At 64.7% G+C, this 16949-nt stretch carries 16 protein-coding genes and 2 pseudogenes; 12 read left to right on the forward strand and 6 right to left on the reverse strand.

From position 1 onward, the window contains the following. Positions 1-55: 55 nt before the first annotated feature. Genes WB785_RS09795 through WB785_RS09805 form a run of 3 tightly spaced genes read right to left on the reverse strand, consistent with a single transcriptional unit; the run spans position 56 to position 2895 of the window. Entirely contained in the window at positions 56-1144 is a 1089-nt protein-coding gene (locus WB785_RS09795) for an adenosine deaminase (RefSeq protein WP_424078776.1), read from the reverse strand. Next, positions 1144-2466 carry a thymidine phosphorylase gene (locus tag WB785_RS09800; protein ID WP_424078778.1) on the reverse strand — a complete coding sequence of 441 codons (1323 nt, stop codon included), beginning with the start codon at positions 2464-2466 and terminating at the stop codon, positions 1144-1146. The genes WB785_RS09795 and WB785_RS09800 overlap by 1 nt, the downstream gene beginning before the upstream one ends. A 48-nt stretch (positions 2467-2514) precedes the next feature. Beyond that, the gene (locus WB785_RS09805) at positions 2515-2895 is read right to left on the reverse strand and encodes a cytidine deaminase (protein ID WP_424078817.1); all 381 of its coding nucleotides are present in this window, start codon (positions 2893-2895) and stop codon (positions 2515-2517) included. 307 nt (positions 2896-3202) lie between these two features. Between WB785_RS09805 and sdhC the strand changes: the two genes are divergently transcribed. From sdhC to WB785_RS09835, 6 genes and pseudogenes are all read left to right on the forward strand, one after another. Next, entirely contained in the window at positions 3203-3541 is a 339-nt protein-coding gene (gene sdhC, locus WB785_RS09810; RefSeq protein ID WP_424078819.1) for a succinate dehydrogenase, cytochrome b556 subunit, read from the forward strand. After that, positions 3538-4005 (forward strand): succinate dehydrogenase hydrophobic membrane anchor subunit, encoded by a 468-nt coding sequence (locus WB785_RS09815; RefSeq protein WP_424078779.1) that lies wholly within the window; start codon positions 3538-3540, stop codon positions 4003-4005. Before sdhC ends, WB785_RS09815 begins: the two co-directional genes overlap by 4 nt. An 11-nt stretch (positions 4006-4016) precedes the next feature. Then, the gene (gene sdhA, locus WB785_RS09820) at positions 4017-5771 is read left to right on the forward strand and encodes a succinate dehydrogenase flavoprotein subunit (RefSeq protein WP_424078821.1); all 1755 of its coding nucleotides are present in this window, start codon (positions 4017-4019) and stop codon (positions 5769-5771) included. Then, complete coding sequence (locus WB785_RS09825) at positions 5771-6565, forward strand: succinate dehydrogenase iron-sulfur subunit (RefSeq protein WP_424078780.1); 795 nt, start codon at positions 5771-5773, stop codon at positions 6563-6565. Before sdhA ends, WB785_RS09825 begins: the two co-directional genes overlap by 1 nt. A 144-nt stretch (positions 6566-6709) precedes the next feature. Then, positions 6710-6874, forward strand: coding sequence for a hypothetical protein (locus WB785_RS09830; RefSeq protein ID WP_424078825.1), 165 nt, complete (start codon positions 6710-6712; stop codon positions 6872-6874). Next, positions 6865-7473, forward strand: a pseudogene (locus WB785_RS09835) (carboxymuconolactone decarboxylase family protein); the annotation flags it as partial. The gene WB785_RS09830 and the pseudogene WB785_RS09835, both read left to right, overlap by 10 nt. Here WB785_RS09835 and WB785_RS09840 read toward each other — a convergent pair. Beyond that, entirely contained in the window at positions 7418-8347 is a 930-nt protein-coding gene (locus tag WB785_RS09840) for a sigma-70 family RNA polymerase sigma factor (RefSeq protein ID WP_424078782.1), read from the reverse strand. The pseudogene WB785_RS09835 and the gene WB785_RS09840 sit on opposite strands and share 56 nt — an antisense overlap. A 32-nt stretch (positions 8348-8379) precedes the next feature. Between WB785_RS09840 and WB785_RS09845 the strand changes: the two genes are divergently transcribed. From WB785_RS09845 to WB785_RS09855, 3 genes are all read left to right on the forward strand, one after another. Beyond that, entirely contained in the window at positions 8380-9711 is a 1332-nt protein-coding gene (locus WB785_RS09845) for an aspartate aminotransferase family protein (RefSeq protein WP_424078784.1), read from the forward strand. After that, positions 9708-10697, forward strand: a complete 990-nt coding sequence (locus WB785_RS09850; RefSeq protein ID WP_424078785.1) for an SMP-30/gluconolactonase/LRE family protein — start codon at positions 9708-9710, stop codon at positions 10695-10697. Before WB785_RS09845 ends, WB785_RS09850 begins: the two co-directional genes overlap by 4 nt. 68 nt (positions 10698-10765) lie before the next feature. After that, positions 10766-12004: a D-alanyl-D-alanine carboxypeptidase family protein gene (locus WB785_RS09855; protein ID WP_424078787.1), complete on the forward strand. Its 1239-nt coding sequence runs from the start codon at positions 10766-10768 to the stop codon at positions 12002-12004. On the opposite strand, the pseudogene arsB reads toward WB785_RS09855, so the two are convergent. After that, positions 12001-13511, reverse strand: a pseudogene (arsB, locus tag WB785_RS09860) (ACR3 family arsenite efflux transporter). The gene WB785_RS09855 and the pseudogene arsB overlap by 4 nt on opposite strands. After that, the gene (locus tag WB785_RS09865) at positions 13508-13912 is read right to left on the reverse strand and encodes an ArsI/CadI family heavy metal resistance metalloenzyme (RefSeq protein ID WP_424078788.1); all 405 of its coding nucleotides are present in this window, start codon (positions 13910-13912) and stop codon (positions 13508-13510) included. Before WB785_RS09865 ends, arsB begins: the two are co-directional and overlap by 4 nt. 95 nt (positions 13913-14007) lie before the next feature. Between WB785_RS09865 and WB785_RS09870 the strand changes: the two genes are divergently transcribed. Genes WB785_RS09870 through nagA form a run of 3 tightly spaced genes read left to right on the forward strand, consistent with a single transcriptional unit; the run spans position 14008 to position 16913 of the window. Then, positions 14008-14367, forward strand: a complete 360-nt coding sequence (locus tag WB785_RS09870; RefSeq protein ID WP_424078789.1) for an Rv2640c family ArsR-like transcriptional regulator — start codon at positions 14008-14010, stop codon at positions 14365-14367. Positions 14368-14376: 9 nt separating this feature from the next. Further along, positions 14377-15780, forward strand: a complete 1404-nt coding sequence (locus WB785_RS09875; protein WP_424078790.1) for a sugar porter family MFS transporter — start codon at positions 14377-14379, stop codon at positions 15778-15780. After that, on the forward strand, positions 15771-16913 hold the full coding sequence (gene nagA / locus WB785_RS09880; protein ID WP_424078791.1) for an N-acetylglucosamine-6-phosphate deacetylase: 1143 nt from the start codon (positions 15771-15773) through the stop codon (positions 16911-16913). Before WB785_RS09875 ends, nagA begins: the two co-directional genes overlap by 10 nt. Positions 16914-16949 lie beyond the last annotated feature (36 nt).

Genomic DNA, 16949 nt, shown 5'->3' on the forward strand with positions numbered 1-16949 from the left:
ATTTGTGTGAGAGTCGCGGCTAAGGCGCGAATAGCGCCGCAAGTCGGCGACGACATTAGCCGATCAGGACCGCAAAGCGCGGTTTGATGACTTCGTCGATGATCGCCAACCGCTCGTCAAACGGAATGAACGCCGACTTCATCGCGTTGATCGTGAACCGCGCGAGGTCGGTCCACCCGTAGCCGAAAGCGTCGACGAGCACGAGCATTTCCTGGCTCATCGACGTGTCGCTCATCAACCGGTTGTCGGTATTGACGGTGACCCGGAACCGAGCCCGCGCGAGCAGGTCGAACGGATGCTCGGCGATGCTGTTAACTGCGCCGGTTTGGACGTTGGAGCTGGGGCACAGCTCCAACGGAATCCGCTTGTCCCGCAATATCGATGCCAATCGGCCCAGACGCACCGCGCCGTCGTCGGCGACATCGATGTCGTCGACGATCCGCACCCCGTGCCCGAGCCGGTCGGCGCCGCAGAACGCGATCGCCTCGTGGATAGACGGCAAACCAAAGGCCTCACCGGCATGAATCGTGAAGCGGGCGTTGCTGTTTCGCATGTATTCGAACGCGTCCAGGTGCCGGGTGGGCGGATAACCGGCCTCCGCCCCGGCGATATCGAAACCAACCACGCCCTTGTCGCGGAATCGGATCGCAAGCTCGGCGATTTCGCGGGACAGCGCAGCATGGCGCATCGCGGTGACCAGACACCGTACGACGATCGGTCGCCCCGCTGCAGCGGCTGCCTTCTCCCCGTCCGCGAAACCGGCCAGCACGGCATCGGTGACGGCGTCGAAAGAGAGTCCGCGGTTGATGTGCAGTTCAGGGGCGAACCGCACCTCCGCGTAGACCACCGAGTCGGTGGACAGGTCCTCCACACACTCGTAGGCCACCCGGTGCAGCGACTCGGGAGTCTGCATCACCGCCACGGTGTGGGAGAACGGCTCGAGGTAGCGCTCCAGCGATCCGCTGTGCGACGACGTGTGAAACCACCGTGTCAACCCGTCGACGTCGGTGGCCGGCAGGCCGTCATAGCCAGTCTGGCCGGCGATGTCGATGACGGTAGCCGGGCGCAAACCGCCGTCGAGATGATCGTGCAACAGCGCCTTGGGCGCCCGCTTGATTGCCTCCAAGCTCAGTGGCGTGGTCATCAGTCGATCCGATCAATGATCAGCGGTCGCCGGACGGGCGGTGCATCGCCTACGCTCCAGCCCGCGGCCAGCTCGGCCATCGCAGACTCGAAGCGTTCGGGAGTATCGGTATACAGCGTGAACAGCTGCTCGCCAGCGGCCACCGGCTCGCCGGGACGGCGGTGAATCTGAATCCCTGCGCCGGGCTGGACCAGCTCGCCCGGACGGGACCTGCCCGCTCCGAGCCGCCACACCGTGAGCCCCACTGCCATCGCGTCGATATCGCCCATTGTGCCGCCCCGGTCAGCGGTCACGGTTTCGGAGTACTTACCAACCGGCAACGGTATGGACAAGTCACCGCCCTGCGCGGTGATCAGCGCGCGAAATCGGTCCATCGCGGTGCCGTCGCGCAACGTCTGCGCTGGATCCCGATCGTCGATGCCAACGATCTCGAGCATTTCGCCGGCCAGCTGCAGGGTCAACTCGACCACATCGGGCGGACCGCCGCCGGCCAGCACCTCCAGTGCTTCGGCGACTTCGAGCGCGTTGCCCGCGGCCCCGCCGAGCGGGCTGTTCATGTCGGTCAACACCGCGCGGACAGGAAGCCCGTGTTCGGCGCCGAGCGCCACCATGGTTTCGGCCAGCTCACGGCACTGCGATGTCGAGCTGAGCAACGCACCGGAACCGACCTTGACATCGAGCACCAGTGCGCCCGCCCCCTCTGCGATTTTCTTGCTCATCACCGAGCTCGCGATCAACGGCAGCGACTCGACAGTGGCTGTGATATCGCGCAGCGCGTAGAGCTTCGCGTCGGCGGGCGCTAGCCGGCCGGCCGCAAAGATCGCCGCGCCGATGTCGCAAAGTTGTTGGCGCACTTGTTCATTAGTCAGATCTGCGGTGAAGCCGGCGATGGATTCCAACTTGTCCAGGGTGCCGCCGGTGTGGCCGAGTCCACGACCCGACGCCTGCGGCACAGCGGCGCCGCACGCCGCGACCACCGATACCAGCGGCAGCGTGATCTTGTCTCCGACCCCGCCGGTGGAGTGCTTGTCCACCGTCGGCAGCGGATGACCGTCACGGCGCAATTCGGTGAAATCCATTCGCTCACCGGAGGCCACCATCGCCGCCGTCCACCGCGCGGTCTCGCCGTAGTCCATGCCGCGCAGGAAAACCGCCATCAACAGCGCCGACATTTGCTCGTCGGCAATCCGACCGTTGGTGTAGGCGTCGATGACCCAATCGATTGCGGAATCCGACAGCCGCCCGCCGTCGCGTTTGGTTGTGATTACGGTGGGCGCGTCATAGGTCACCAGCGCTGCTCCTCCTCGTCGCTTGGTCCCCATCGCCGCTTCGCGGCTGGGGGTGCCCCCACTGCATCGTCGCGGCGCGGCTCACCGGAGGTCGTCCGGTCCGAACGGCTCGGGCAGCAAGTCGCCCAGCCGTCGGGGTGCATCGGGGTGATCGATGAGCAGCTCGGGCCCGCCGTGTTCCAGCAACACCTGACGGCACCGGCCGCATGGCATCAGCGCCCTGCCGCCCCCGTCGACGCATGCCAACGCCAGCAGCCTGCCGCCGCCGGTCGAATGCAGCGCGCACACCACGGCACACTCGGCACAGAGACCCAGGCCATATGAGACATTCTCCACATTGCAACCGGTGACTATCCGCTGATCGTCGACCAACGCCGCAGCACCCACGGGAAAACCTGAGTATGGCGCGTAGGCTCTCTGCGCTGCTTGGATAGCCTTGTCCCGCAGCAAATTCCAGTTAATCGTGTCGGTCACGGTCGCGATACCACGCGTGTCGAGAAAGCATCGGGTTACCTCGTTCACTGTCGGCTAATTCACAAGGCAACCCTAGATTCTTCGCGCTGGAAAGCGTTGGTGGACACGAAGCGGGTCCTTTGACAGCAAGAATGGGTTTAGAGTCCCACCCGGGAGTCCCACCTACAGCCCCGCACGAGAAGTTGAGGCGCTGATGACGACGACGACATCTGCGAATCCCGCTACGCCGACACCGGGAGACGGATCTTCGCGCGCACGGCGGCTACGACGAACCCTCTACCGCGGCGATCCAGGTATGTGGTCGTGGGTGCTGCACCGCATCACCGGGGCGACGATCTTCTTCTTTCTGTTCGTGCATGTGCTGGACACCGCACTGGTTCGAGTGAGCCCGCAAACCTACAACGAAGTCATCACGACCTACAAGACACCGATCGTCGGCTTGATGGAACTCGGACTGGTGGCCGCGGTGCTCTATCACGGGCTCAACGGGATCCGTGTCATCCTGATCGACTTCTGGGCGCAGGGCACTCGCTATCAGCGGCTGATGCTATGGGCGATCGGCATCGTGTGGCTACTGGTGATGGTGCCGGCGACAGTGGTAGTCGGCATGCACATGTCGGAACACTTCCGATGAGCTCCCCTGACCTTCAAACCAGCCGTGGCCAGGTCGCACCCATACGGCAGCGCAGCCACGACCGTCCGGCCGGTCTGGACAATCCGCGCGCGCCGCGCCGGCGCGCCGGCATGCCCAACTTCGAGAAATACGCCTGGCTGTTCATGCGGTTTTCCGGCATCGTGCTGGTGGTCTTGGCGCTCGGGCACTTGTTCGTGATGCTGATGTGGGACGACGGTGTATACCGCATCGACTTCAACTACGTGGCGCAGCGCTGGCACTCGCCGTTCTGGCAGACCTGGGACCTGCTGCTGCTCTGGCTGGCGCAGTTGCACGGCGGCAACGGTCTGCGCACGATCATCGACGACTACAGCCGCAAGGATTCCACCCGCTTCTGGCTGAACTCCCTGCTTGCGTTGTCGATGGTGTTCACGCTGGTGCTGGGGACCTATGTGCTGCTGACATTTGATCCGAACATTTCGTGAAAGGCCAAGCCGTGATCTCCCAACACCGTTACGACGTGGTGATCGTCGGCGCGGGCGGTGCCGGAATGCGGGCAGCCGTCGAGGCCGGACCTCGGGCCCGCACGGCAGTGCTGACCAAGCTCTACCCGACCCGTAGCCACACCGGCGCTGCCCAGGGTGGCATGTGTGCGGCGTTGGCCAACGTCGAAGACGACAACTGGGAATGGCACACCTTCGACACCGTCAAGGGCGGTGACTATCTCGCCGACCAGGACGCGGTAGAGGTGATGTGCAAGGAAGCCATCGACGCCGTGCTGGACCTGGAGAAAATGGGGATGCCGTTCAACCGCACCCCAGAAGGCCGTATCGATCAGCGCCGCTTCGGCGGGCACACCCGCGACCACGGCAAGGCCCCGGTACGCCGGGCCTGTTACGCCGCCGACCGCACCGGCCACATGATCTTGCAGACGCTCTACCAGAACTGCGTCAAGCACGACGTCGAGTTCTTCAACGAGTTCTACGCGCTGGACCTGGTGCTCACCCAAACGCCAAGCGGCCCGGTGGCCACCGGCGTTGTCGCCTACGAGCTGGCCACCGGCGAAATCCACGTCTTCCACGCCAAGGCCGTCGTGATCGCAACCGGCGGGTCGGGCCGGATGTACAAGACCACCTCCAATGCGCACACGTTGACCGGCGACGGCATCGGGATCGTGTTCCGCAAGGGACTTCCGTTGGAGGACATGGAGTTTCACCAGTTTCACCCGACCGGCCTGGCCGGGCTGGGCATCTTGATCTCTGAAGCCGTGCGCGGTGAGGGTGGTCGCCTGCTCAATGGCGAAGGCGAGCGGTTCATGGAGCGCTACGCCCCGACAATCGTCGACCTGGCGCCGCGCGACATCGTCGCCCGCTCGATGGTGCTGGAAGTGCTGGAGGGCCGCGGCGCGGGCCCGCACAAGGACTACGTCTACATCGACGTCCGTCACCTCGGCGAGGATGTGCTGGAGGCAAAGCTCCCCGATATCACCGAATTTGCCCGCACCTACCTTGGTGTGGACCCCGTCAAAGAGTTGGTCCCGGTCTACCCAACCTGCCATTACGTGATGGGCGGCATACCGACAACGATTACCGGACAAGTGTTGCGGGACAACACATCTACCGTGCCCGGCCTGTACGCGGCCGGCGAGTGCGCGTGCGTTTCGGTGCATGGCGCCAACCGGCTGGGCACGAACTCGCTACTGGATATCAATGTCTTCGGCCGGCGGGCCGGAATCGCTGCGGCAAACTACGCCCTGGGCCACGACTTCGCCGAACTGCCGCACGAGCCGGCAGCGATGGTGGTCGGTTGGGTGGCCGACATCCTGTCGGAGCACGGCAACGAGCGCGTCGCCGACATCCGCGGAGCACTGCAGCAGACGATGGACAACAACGCCGCAGTGTTCCGCACCGAGGAGACCCTCAAGCAGGCGCTCACCGACATTCACGCACTCAAAGAGCGCTACTCCCGGATCTCCGTGCACGACAAAGGAAAACGCTTCAACAGTGACTTGCTGGAAGCCATCGAGCTGGGCTTCCTGCTTGAGCTGGCCGAAGTCACCGTGGTCGGTGCCTTGAATCGCAAGGAGTCCCGCGGTGGTCATGCCCGCGAGGACTATCCGAACCGTGACGACGTCAACTACATGCGCCACACCATGGCGTACAAGCAGGGCACCAACCTGCTCAGCGACATACGGCTGGATTTCAAGCCTGTGGTGCAAACCCGTTACGAGCCAAAGGAACGGAAGTACTGATGAGTTCGGTTGTCGAGACCGCGCCAAGCGAGGATCCACCGTTGCCCGCAATCCCTGAGGGCTCGGTGATGGTGACGCTGAGGATCGCACGGTTTAATCCGGAAAACCCGGACCAGTACGCCGATTCCAATGGCTGGCAGAGCTTTCGGGTACCCTGCCTGCCTACCGACCGGCTGCTCAACCTGCTGATCTACATCAAGAGCTACCTCGACGGCACGCTCACCTTCCGGCGGTCCTGCGCGCACGGCGTTTGCGGATCCGACGCGATGCGAATCAACGGCGTCAACCGACTGGCATGCAAAGTGCTGATGCGCGACCTGCTTCCCAAAAAGGCGGACAAGGCGCTCACCATCACGGTCGAGCCGATCCGCGGGCTGCCGGTGGAGAAGGATCTGGTGGTCGACATGGAGCCGTTCTTCGAGGCCTACCGCGCGGTGAAGCCTTACCTGATCACCAGCGGCAACCCGCCGACCCGGGAGCGGATCCAAAGCCAAACCGATCGCGCGCGCTACGACGACACCACCAAGTGCATCCTGTGCGCGGCGTGCACCACCAGCTGCCCGGTGTTCTGGCACGAGGGCAGCTACTTCGGTCCGGCGGCCATCGTCAACGCGCACCGATTCATCTTCGACAGCCGCGACGAGGCCGCCGCCGAACGCCTCGACATCCTCAACGAGGTCGACGGGGTGTGGCGCTGCCGCACCACGTTCAACTGCACCGAGGCCTGCCCACGCGGTATCGAAGTGACCAAGGCGGTTCAAGAGGTCAAGCGCGCATTGATGTTCACCCGCTGACATCGGCCGCGAGAGTGCGGCTAGCCGCACGTTCGGCGTCGAGAGTGCGGCTAGCTGCATATTCGCCAATGACCCCTCACCGGCACCTGCACAGCTCCTACACATGCGGGAATAAGCTAGTAGACAGCTCCGTTCACTATTATTGTGAACCGCACGCCGGCGCTGGAGACCGAGCCCCGCCGATACCAGACCAACGCAAGCCTGAGCCAGCCACCGACCCGGGGTGCCGACCGGCCAGTGCGCGAGTACGTGACCAACGTCAGCTCGCGGCCCAGCGACCGTCACACATTCGCGGGGTATCTCGTCTGACTGGTATGACACAGAAAACCCGCATCGAACCCTTGCCTCCGAAACGGGCCAACTGGCTGATCCGCGCCATGTACCGGTACGCGAAACGCCGCTTTGGCGAAGTCCCTGAGCCGTTCGCGGTAGCCGCGCACCACCCGCGGTTGCTGATCGCCAACGCCGTGCACGAGACCATGCTGCAATCCGCCTCACGCAAGCTCCCCACGAGCGCGCGTGAGCTGGCCGTGTTTTGGGCTGCGCGCACCGTCGGCTGCTCGTGGTGCGTCGATTTCGGGTCGATGCTGCAGCGCCTCGACGGCCTGGATATGGAGCGACTCAAGGACATCGAGAACTACGCCACGTCACCGCGATTCACCGATGATGAGCGGGCCGCGATCGCCTATGCCGACGCGATGACCACCGACCCACACACGGTCACCGATGAGCAGGTAGCCGACCTGCGCACCCGCTTCGGTGACAACGGGGTGATCGAGCTGAGCTATCAGATCGGCGTGGAGAACATGCGGGCGCGGATGAACACCGCACTGGGCATCACCGAGCAGGGCTTCAATTCCGGTGACGCGTGCCGTGTTCCATGGGCCGCCGCAGTGGAGAACCAGTGAACTTGTCCGGATTGGCGATATCCCATAGCGCGCAGACCTTTCCGTCACGCACGGTTATCGCCAGAATCCGCGGCAGCATTTCCCAGTGCTCGTCGTCGCCGGGGCTGCCCGCGGTGTAGACGCCCAGTTCACCGTTGACCAGGCCCGGCTGATTCGCCGTGAAGAATGCCGGGCCGTATCGGCTGGCCAGACCGAAGATGAATCGGGCCACCTTGTCCGCCCCGTTGATAACGTGGACTGCCGTGGGCGCCTTGCCATTTGAATCGCCGGTGAACACCACATCCGGATGTAGCAGCGCCACTACGGCCTCCAAGTCGCCGGCGGCCATCGCGGCCATCAGCCGGCCGACCACCTCGTTGTGCGAGGGGTCTGGTTCCGGCGGCGGCTCGGCGGCGACGGCCTTGCGGGCCCGCGACGCCAACTGCCGCGCGGTGGCGTCGCTGGTCCCGAGCACCTCAGCGACTTCCGTGAAAGGCACCGCGAATCCGTCGTGCAGCACGAACGCGACCCGCTGATCGGGCGACAGCCGCTCCAGTACCACCATCGCCGCGAACCGGGCGTCCTCGTTGGCCACCACAGCCGACAGCGGATCGGCCTCGTCGAACCCGGTGACCACCGGTTCGGGCAGCCAGTTTCCGGTGTAGGTCTCACGACGATGCGCGGCCGAGCGCAACCGGTCCAGGCCCAGCCTGCTCACCACGGTGGTCAGCCACGCCCGCAAGTCAGCGATCGTTTGATCCTGGCCGTGCCAGCGCAGCCAGGCATCCTGGACGATGTCCTCGGCATCGGCCACGGTGCCGGTCAGCCGGTAGGCGACCGACATGAGGTGCGGCCGTAGCTCTTCGAACTCACTGACCTGCTGCGCTGCGGTCACAGTGTCGAGCCTAGCGCTACGCTCAGCGCAAGATGACTGACAACCTGTGGCTGCACTTCGCCCGGCATGGCCCGGGCATCACGCCGCCGATCATCGCTCGCGGCGAGGGTGTCACGATCTTCGATGACCGCGGCAAGAGCTATCTCGATGGGCTGTCCGGTCTGTTCACTGTGCAAGTCGGCCATGGTCGTAGCGAACTTGCCGAGGTGGCCGCTCGGCAGGCCAGCACGCTGGCGTTCTTCCCGCTGTGGGGATATGCCACCCCGACCGCGATCGAGCTTGCCGAGCGTCTGGCGCATTACGCCCCCGGCGATTTGAACCGGGTGTTCTTTACCACCGGCGGCACCGAGGCCGTCGAGACCGCGTGGAAGGTGGCCAAGCAGTACTTCAAGCTGACCGGCAAACCCGGTAAGCACAAAGTGATTTCGCGATCGATCGCCTACCACGGCACCACCCAGGGCGCCCTGGCCATTACCGGGCTGCCGAAGTACAAGGCGCCGTTCGAACCGGTGACACCCGGCGGATTTCGGGTGCCCAACACCAACTTCTACCGCGCGCCGGAACCGTTTAGCGCCGACATCAAAGCCTTCGGGCAATGGGCCGCCGACCGGATCGCTGAAGCGATCGAGTTCGAAGGGCCCGACACCGTCGCCGCGGTGTTCCTGGAACCGGTGCAGAATGCGGGCGGCAGCATCCCGCCTCCCCCAGGCTATTTCGAACGGGTGCGGGAGATCTGCGACGCCTACGACGTGCTGCTGGTCTCCGACGAGGTGATCTGCGCGTTCGGCCGGATCGGGTCGATGTTCGCCTGTGACGACTTCGGCTACGTGCCCGACATGATCACTTGCGCCAAGGGGATGACGTCGGGCTACTCGCCGATCGGCGCGATGATCGCCAGCGAGCGCCTGTTCGAGCCATTCAACGACGGCAGCACGATGTTCCCGCACGGCTACACATTTGGCGGCCACCCGGTGTCGGCCGCCGTCGGGCTGGCCAACCTCGACATCTTCGAGCGCGAGGGTCTCAACGAGCGCGTCGAACGAAACGCACCGGTGTTCCGTGCCACCCTGGAAAAGCTGTATGACTTGCCCATCGTCGGCGATGTCCGCGGCGAGGGGTACTTCTATGGTGTGGAACTGGTCAAGGACAAGGCAACCAAGCAAACTTTCACTGACGCCGAACGCAGCGCGCTGCTCGGCCATGTGTCGTCGGCGCTCTTCGAGGCCGGGCTGTACTGCCGCACCGACGACCGCGGCGATTCCGTCATCCAGTTGGCGCCGCCGCTGATCAGCGGCCAAGCCGAGTTCGACACCATCGAATCGATTCTGCGCAGCGTGCTGACAGAGGTTGGGAGCCATCTGTGAGCAAGCCGCCGATCGACCCGATCCGCTGGCAGCCACCGCCCTCACGGCCATTGCCCGAACCTGACCTCACCGCCGCGCTGCACGTGGTTGAGCTACCCGGCACCGCCCCCGAGGACGTCGTCGCCGACGCCGAAGGCAACATTTGGACCGGTGTCGAGGACGGCCGCATCGTCCGGATCACCCCGGACGGCAGCTCGACCCGGGTGATGGTCAACACCGGCGGCCGACCGCTGGGCTTGGCGGTCGCCCGCGACGGCCGGCTGCTGATCTGCGACAGCCACCGCGGCCTGCTGCGATACGACCCTTCCGCCGGAACGTTAGAGACGCTGGTCGCCGAGGTGGCCGGACGGGCGCTGACATTCTGCTCCAACGTCGTCGAATCATCGGACGGCACAATCTTTTTCACCGAGTCCACCAGCCGATTCCACTACGAGTACTACAAGGGCGCCGTTGTCGAGGGACGTGCGACCGGTTCGCTGTTCCGGCGTGATCCCGACGGCACGGTCAGCATCCTGGCGTCGCGTCTGCAGTTTGCCAACGGCGTGACGCTGACCGCCGACGAGTCGGCGGTGGTGTTCGCCGAGACCACCGGCTGCCGACTGTCCAAGTACTGGCTCACCGGAAGCCGGGCCGGCTCGATCACTCCGCTGGCCACCGACCTGCCCGGTTACCCCGACAACATCGCGACCGGTCTCGACGGCAGGATTTGGGTCGCGATGGTCTCGGAGCGCAACAAGCTCAGCGAATGGCTGGGCCCCCGCGCCCCGGTGATCCGCTCGCTGCTGTGGCGGCTGCCCTACCGCTGGCTGCCGAACCCGAAGCCGACGGTTTGGGTGATCGCGTTCGACCCCGACGACGGCCATGTCGTGACCCAGCTACGCACCCAGCATCCGGTCTTCGGCCTGGCCACCGGAGTTGTGGAAACGCCCGGACGGCTGTGGCTGGGCCGCATCGCCGGCCCGGGCGTGTGTTACCTGGATTTGTAACTTCTGTAACACCAGTCACAGCGCGGCTCCCCGAAATCGGGCCGCTGATCGCCTACTCTGCACAAACGATGGCTCTCTTACGTACTGCGTCATGCCTGGTAGCAGCGGCTTTCCTGGCTGCGACGCCCGTCGTCCTCGGCGTGCCGATCGCGCTTGCCGAGCCCGCTGTCGGATCCGGTCCCGCACCCGACAGCTGCCCGTACAAGGTGGCCACCCCGCCGGCCGTGGACTCGTCGGAAGTCCCGCAGGCCGGTGACCCGCCCATGCCATTGCCGGTGCCCCCGTCGCCGATCGGTGGTAACGCGTTGGGCGGCTGCGGTGTGGTCACCGCGGCCGACACCCCACCGGTGCCCGGCGACGTCTCCGCGGAGGCGTGGGTGGTCGCCGACCTGGACAGCGGCGCGATCATCGCGGCCCGCGACCCGCACGGCCGCCAACGCCCGGCCAGCGTCATCAAGGTGCTCGTCGCGATGGAATCGCTGCGCGAGCTCAACCTCAACAAGACCGTCGACGGCACGCCCGAGGATGCCGCCGCGGAGGGCACCCGGGTCGGCGTTGCCCCGGGTGGCACCTTCACCGTCAACCAGTTGCTGCACGGGCTGCTGATGCACTCCGGCAACGATGCGGCGCACGCGCTTGCGATGCAGCTGGGCGGCATGCAAGTCGCGCTGGAAAAGATCAACTCGCTGGCCGCCAAGCTCGGGGGCCGCGACACCCGGGCCGCGACGCCGTCCGGACTGGACGGACCCGGCATGAGCACCTCGGCGTACGACATCGGGCTGTTCTACCGATATGCCTGGCAGAACCCAACTTTCGCTGACATCGTGCACACGGAGAAGTTCGATTTCCCCGGGCATGCCGACCGCCCTGGCTACGAGCTGGAAAACGACAACCAGCTGCTCTACCACTATCCGGGTGCGCTGGGCGGCAAGACCGGCTACACCGACGACGCGGGCCAGACCTTCGTGGGCGCGGCTAACCGCGACGGGCGCCGGCTGATGGCAGTGCTGTTGCACGGCACCCGGCAGCCGATTGCACCGTGGGAGCAGGCCGCGCATCTGCTCGATTACGGCTTCGCGACCGCGCCGGGCACTCGGGTGGGAACGCTGATCGAACCCGACCCGTCGGTGGCGGCCAAATCCGCCAACGGCGGTGACGCCGCTCCCGGGACATCGACGAACGCGGCCACGTTTGTGCCATCCGCCGACGCGCTGCCGGTACGAGTCGGTGTGGCGGTGATCGGTACCGTCATCGTGCTCGGGTTGATCATGGCTGCTCGCTCGATGAATCGCCGGCCGCAGAACTAAGTCGGCAGAAGTTCGGCGATGAGTGCGCGGACGCGCTCGGCGATGTCATCACGGATGACACGAACAGTGTCCAGCGGTTGACCGGTTGGGTCGTCAAGTTTCCAATCGCGGTAGGACACATCGGGATAGTAGGGGCAGTTGTCGCCGCAGCCCATGGTGATCACAACGTCACTGGCCTCAACCGCGTCGGGGGTCACGACTTTCGGGTCCTCTGCGGTGATATCGATACCGAGTTCAGCCATCACCGTGACGGCGGCCGGGTTGATGCGATCGGCGGGTTCGGTTCCCCCCGAGCGAACTTCGATTCGACCACCGGCGAGATGGGTTAGCAGCGCGGCTGCCATTTGGGAGCGGCCGGCATTGTGCACGCAGACGAAAAGGACGCGGGCCCTCCCGCTCATTGGTGGGCGCTGCCGGCGGAATCGACTGTGACTGCGGGGGACGAGAATAGGCGTGGTCGCAGGGCGAGCGAGACGTAGACCAGCGCGACGAGCACAGGCACTTCGATGAGCGGCCCGACGACGCCGGCCAGGGCCTGGCCGGAAGCGGCGCCGTAGGTGGCGATTGCCACGGCGATAGCCAATTCGAAGTTGTTGCCGGCGGCGGTGAATGCCAGCGTCGTGGTGCGTTCATATCCCAAGCCGAGTGCGGAACCCGAAAGGTAGCCGCCGATCCACATGATGGCGAAGTAGGCCAAAAGTGGCAGTGCGATGCGGGCGACATCCCATGGGCGAGTAGTGATCTGGTGGCCTTGTAGTGCGAACAGGATCACGATGGTGAACAGCAGACCATAGAGTGCCCAAGGCCCAATTTTCGGCAGGAAGCAAGTCTCATACCAGTCCCGGCCCTTGGTTTTTTCGCCCCAACGGCGGGACAGGTATCCAGCAAGTAGGGGGATGCCCAGAAAGATCAGCACGGATTTGGCGATCTGCCAGGGCGAGGTGGAGATGGTGGTTTGCGGAAGGTGCAGCCAGCCTGGAAGCACTGAGAGGTAGAACCAGCCCAGGGCGGCGAACATCAGGACTTGGAAGATCGAGTTCAACGCGACCAGCACGGCGGCGGCTTCACGGTCCCCGCGGGCCAGGTCGTTCCAAATGATGACCATCGCGATGCAGCGGGCCAGACCGACGATGATCAGCCCGGTGCGGTATTCCGGCAGATCGGCCAGCATCAGCCAGGCCAGCGTGAACATCACCGCAGGACCGAGCACCCAGTTGAGCAGCAGCGAACTGATCAGCAGTCGGCGGTCGCTGGTGACGGTGTCGAGCCGGTCGTAGCGCACCTTGGCCAGTACTGGATACATCATGATCAGCAGTCCCAGTGCGATGGGCAGCGAGATCCCGTCGATCTGCACTCCCTGCAGGGCCGTGTTGAAGCCGGGCGCCCATCGTCCCAGCAGCAGCCCGGTGGCCATCGCGACCGCGATCCACACCGGCAATAGCCGATCCAACGCGGAAAGCCTTCTCACCGCGATGGTTTCGTCAGCTGCGGTTGTGGTCTCAGTCACTGGCAACCACACGGTGTTGGCGCCGCGCCGTGGGTGTCGGAATCGGCGAGCACGGTGTAGACCTCCCAGTGCTCTCCGCTGGGGCCGGTGACCCAAACCTTGTCCTGCTTCGCAAAGCAGCAGGTAGTGCCGATCTCCTCTTCGGTGAACATTTCGGCATTGTTCAGCCGAGCGATCTCTGCGTGCACGACCTCGCTGGATTCGACCTCGACCCCGAGATGATTCAGCGTCCCACCCTCGCGAGGGTTCTCCAGCAAGACCAGCTTCAGCGGCGGATCAGCGATGGCAAAGTTCGCATAGCCAGGCTTGCGTTTGGCCGGTTCGGTGCGAAACAGCTTGGAGTAGAATGCAATTGCCTGATCGAGGTCATCAACGTTGAGCGCCAGCTGAACCCGCGACATGGCACGAACCTCCCACTTGTGAGACATATATCGAACTTGCGACCTAGCATGCCGACCTTTTCGATATATGTCAAGGCATGTGGCAAGATGGTGTGATGCCGAAAGCGTTGCCGGTCATCGATACGACCGCCCCGGTCTGCTGTGCCCCGGTGGCAGCAGGACCGATGAGCGACACCGACGCGTTGCAGATTGCGCTGCGTTTGAAGGCCCTTGCCGATCCGGTGCGAGTCAAGATCATCGCGCATCTGTTCAGTTGCCCGGCCGGCGAGGAGATTTCCGGAGAGCTTGCCGCCATTCTCGACTTGAGTGAGTCCACGGTCAGCCATCACCTGACCCAGCTGCGTAAGGCAGGCCTGGTGATTTCAGATCGCCGTGGGATGAATGTCTTTCACAAGGTGCGCCCGGAAGCGTTACAGGCGCTTTGCGTGGCGCTGGACCCGAGCTGCTGCTTGTAGTCGCAAAGGGTGACAGTGGGCCAAAACAACAAACAATGCACCCGGCGGCATGGGCTACTACTAGGCCTCACCGCAGCAAGTCTGGGCATCGTTTACGGCTACGACCTATCCAACATCGCCGGTGCGATGCTGTTCATCACCGACGAATTCGGTCTGACGACACGGCAACAGGAGCTGGTGACGACCGCAGTGGTGCTCGGCGAGATCGCCGGCGCGTTGGGCGCCGGCATGCTCGCCAATCTGATCGGGCGCAGGTGGTCGATGGTGCTGGTGGCTATCGGCTATACGGTCTTCGCGTTGCTGGGCGCGATGTCGGACTCGGTGCCAATGCTGCTGACCGCCCGGTTACTGCTGGGCATGACCATCGGAGTGTCGGTCGTGGTGGTCCCGGTGTTCGTGGCCGAATCCGCACCGGCTCGCGTACGCGGCGCATTGCTGGTCGGCTACCAGGTCGCAACCGTATTCGGCATCATCGTCGGCTACCTGGCCTGCTACGTGCTGGCCGATTCGCGCGACTGGCGCGCGATGCTGGCGCTGGCCGCGATCCCGGCGGCACTGCTGGCGTTGGTGATGCTGCGGATGCCCGACACTGCGCGGTGGTATGTGCTCAAGGGCCGGGTCGCCGACGCCCGCAGGGCGCTCCAACTGGTGGAGCCCGACGGTGATGTCGAACATGAACTCGCCGAAATCAGCGCTGCGCTAAAGGAAGAACACGGCGGCACGTTCGCCGAGATGCTGCACCGGCCATACCTGCGCGCCACTGTCTTTGTCGTCGGCCTCGGATTTTTCATTCAAATCACCGGCATCAACGCGATCGTCTATTACAGCCCCCGCCTATTCGGCGCGATGGGCTTCCGTGGCAACTTCTCGCTGCTGGTGCTACCGGCGATAGTCCAGGTCGCGGCGCTGGCCGCGGTGTTGGTCTCCGTAACGCTGGTCGACCGGATGGGCCGGCGGCCGGTTCTGTTGTCCGGCATCGCGATGATGATCGCTGCGGATGCAGCGCTGATCGTCGTATTCGCTGCGCAATCCCCCGCAATTTTCGGATTCATTGGCGTGCTGGTATTCACGATGGGGTTCACCTTCGGCTTCGGCGCGATGGTGTGGGTCTACGCCGGGGAAAGTTTCCCGTCCCGGCTGCGTTCGATGGGCTCCAGCGCGATGCTGACCGTCAACCATCTAGCCAACGCCGTGGTAGCCGGGCTATTCCTGACGATGCTGCACTCGCTTGGCGGTGCAGGCACTTTCGCAGCATTCGGCGTTTTCGCGGTCGCCGCGTTTGGGTTCGTGTACCGGTATGCTCCCGAGACCAAAGGTCGGCAACTCGAAGAGATCCGTCACTTCTGGGAGAACGACGGCCGTTGGCCTGACGAATTCGCCAGCACGGCAACGGATGTGCCGGCATGTCGCTGATCGCCGCTGGCACTGTCGCACTGGAACATGGCCTGTGCCGCCCCGGTTGGGTGGAAACCTCGAACGGACGAATCGCAGGCTGCGGGTCGGGTCTGCCGCCGCGGCCGGCCGATGCCGACATGCCCGAGGCGCTGCTAGTACCCGGATTCGTCGATATCCATGCACACGGTGGCGGCGGAGCGTCATACACCGACGGCAATGACGCAGATATCCTGCGCGCGGCTCTGTTTCACCGCAGACACGGCACCACCACCGCAATTGCCAGCATCGTCACGACATCGCCCGGCGACTTGCGCAGGGCGATGCGTGTACTCGCCGATTCGACCCGCGCGGGCGTCGTCGCCGGCATCCATTTGGAAGGGCCATGGCTGAGCGTGGCACGTTGCGGCGCGCACGATCCTCGGCAACTGCGCGACCCGGAACTCGCTGAGATCGACTCGCTGTTGACCGTCGGCGGCAACGCGATCCGGATGGTCACCTTGGCACCGGAACGCCGAGGGAGCGACAATGCGATTTCCCACTTTGTCGCGGCCGGAGTTGTTGTCGCCGTTGGGCATACGGATGCCACCTACGAGCAGACCCGCCATGCCATCGAGCTCGGCGCGACGGTCGGCACTCATCTATTCAACGCGATGCGCCCCGTGCATCACCGCGAGCCCGGTCCGGCGCTCGCGTTGCTGGAGGATGGCAGGGTAGTCGTCGAGTTGATCGCCGACGGCATACACGTCCACCCCGCAATGCAGCGAGCTGTGATCGCGGCGGCGGGAGCCGACAGGGTGGCGTTGGTCACCGATGCCACCGCAGCGGCAGGGTTAGGCGACGGCGAATTTCGGCTCGGCACAGTGCAGATCGAGGTCGTCGGGAACGCTGCGCGCGTGCGTGGAACCTCGACGATCGCCGGAAGCACTGCGACGATGGACCAGCTTTTCCGGGCCGCGGCCGGCCTCGGCGCAGACCGCGACGCGGCGCTGGCCGCTGCGGTGCAGATGACCTCGACGACACCGGCCCGGGCGCTCGGCCTCGGCGATGTCGGCAGTTTGCGCGTCGGTGCTGACGCCAATCTTGTTGTACTGAACCAGGATTTGCGAGTGATCGGTGTCATGGCCGCTGGCGAATGGGTGGGGAGCGGTTAGCGTTGGCGTAGTCTCGCCCATGCGGCGACTACCGTC

It is taken from the genome of Mycobacterium sp., assembly GCF_049585075.1.
Lineage (GTDB): Bacteria > Actinomycetota > Actinomycetes > Mycobacteriales > Mycobacteriaceae > Mycobacterium.

Coding starts and splice junctions, on each gene's coding strand:
- WB785_RS09795 (WP_424078776.1), bottom strand. CDS start 1,144: ATGACCACGCCACTGAGCTTGGAGGCAATCAAGCGGGCGCCCAAGGCG.
- WB785_RS09800 (WP_424078778.1), bottom strand. CDS start 2,466: ATGGGGACCAAGCGACGAGGAGGAGCAGCGCTGGTGACCTATGACGCG.
- sdhC (WP_424078819.1), top strand. CDS start 3,203: ATGTGGTCGTGGGTGCTGCACCGCATCACCGGGGCGACGATCTTCTTC.
- WB785_RS09815 (WP_424078779.1), top strand. CDS start 3,538: ATGAGCTCCCCTGACCTTCAAACCAGCCGTGGCCAGGTCGCACCCATA.
- WB785_RS09825 (WP_424078780.1), top strand. CDS start 5,771: ATGAGTTCGGTTGTCGAGACCGCGCCAAGCGAGGATCCACCGTTGCCC.
- WB785_RS09845 (WP_424078784.1), top strand. CDS start 8,380: ATGACTGACAACCTGTGGCTGCACTTCGCCCGGCATGGCCCGGGCATC.
- WB785_RS09855 (WP_424078787.1), top strand. CDS start 10,766: ATGGCTCTCTTACGTACTGCGTCATGCCTGGTAGCAGCGGCTTTCCTG.
- WB785_RS09865 (WP_424078788.1), bottom strand. CDS start 13,912: ATGTCGCGGGTTCAGCTGGCGCTCAACGTTGATGACCTCGATCAGGCA.
- WB785_RS09870 (WP_424078789.1), top strand. CDS start 14,008: ATGCCGAAAGCGTTGCCGGTCATCGATACGACCGCCCCGGTCTGCTGT.
- nagA (WP_424078791.1), top strand. CDS start 15,771: ATGTCGCTGATCGCCGCTGGCACTGTCGCACTGGAACATGGCCTGTGC.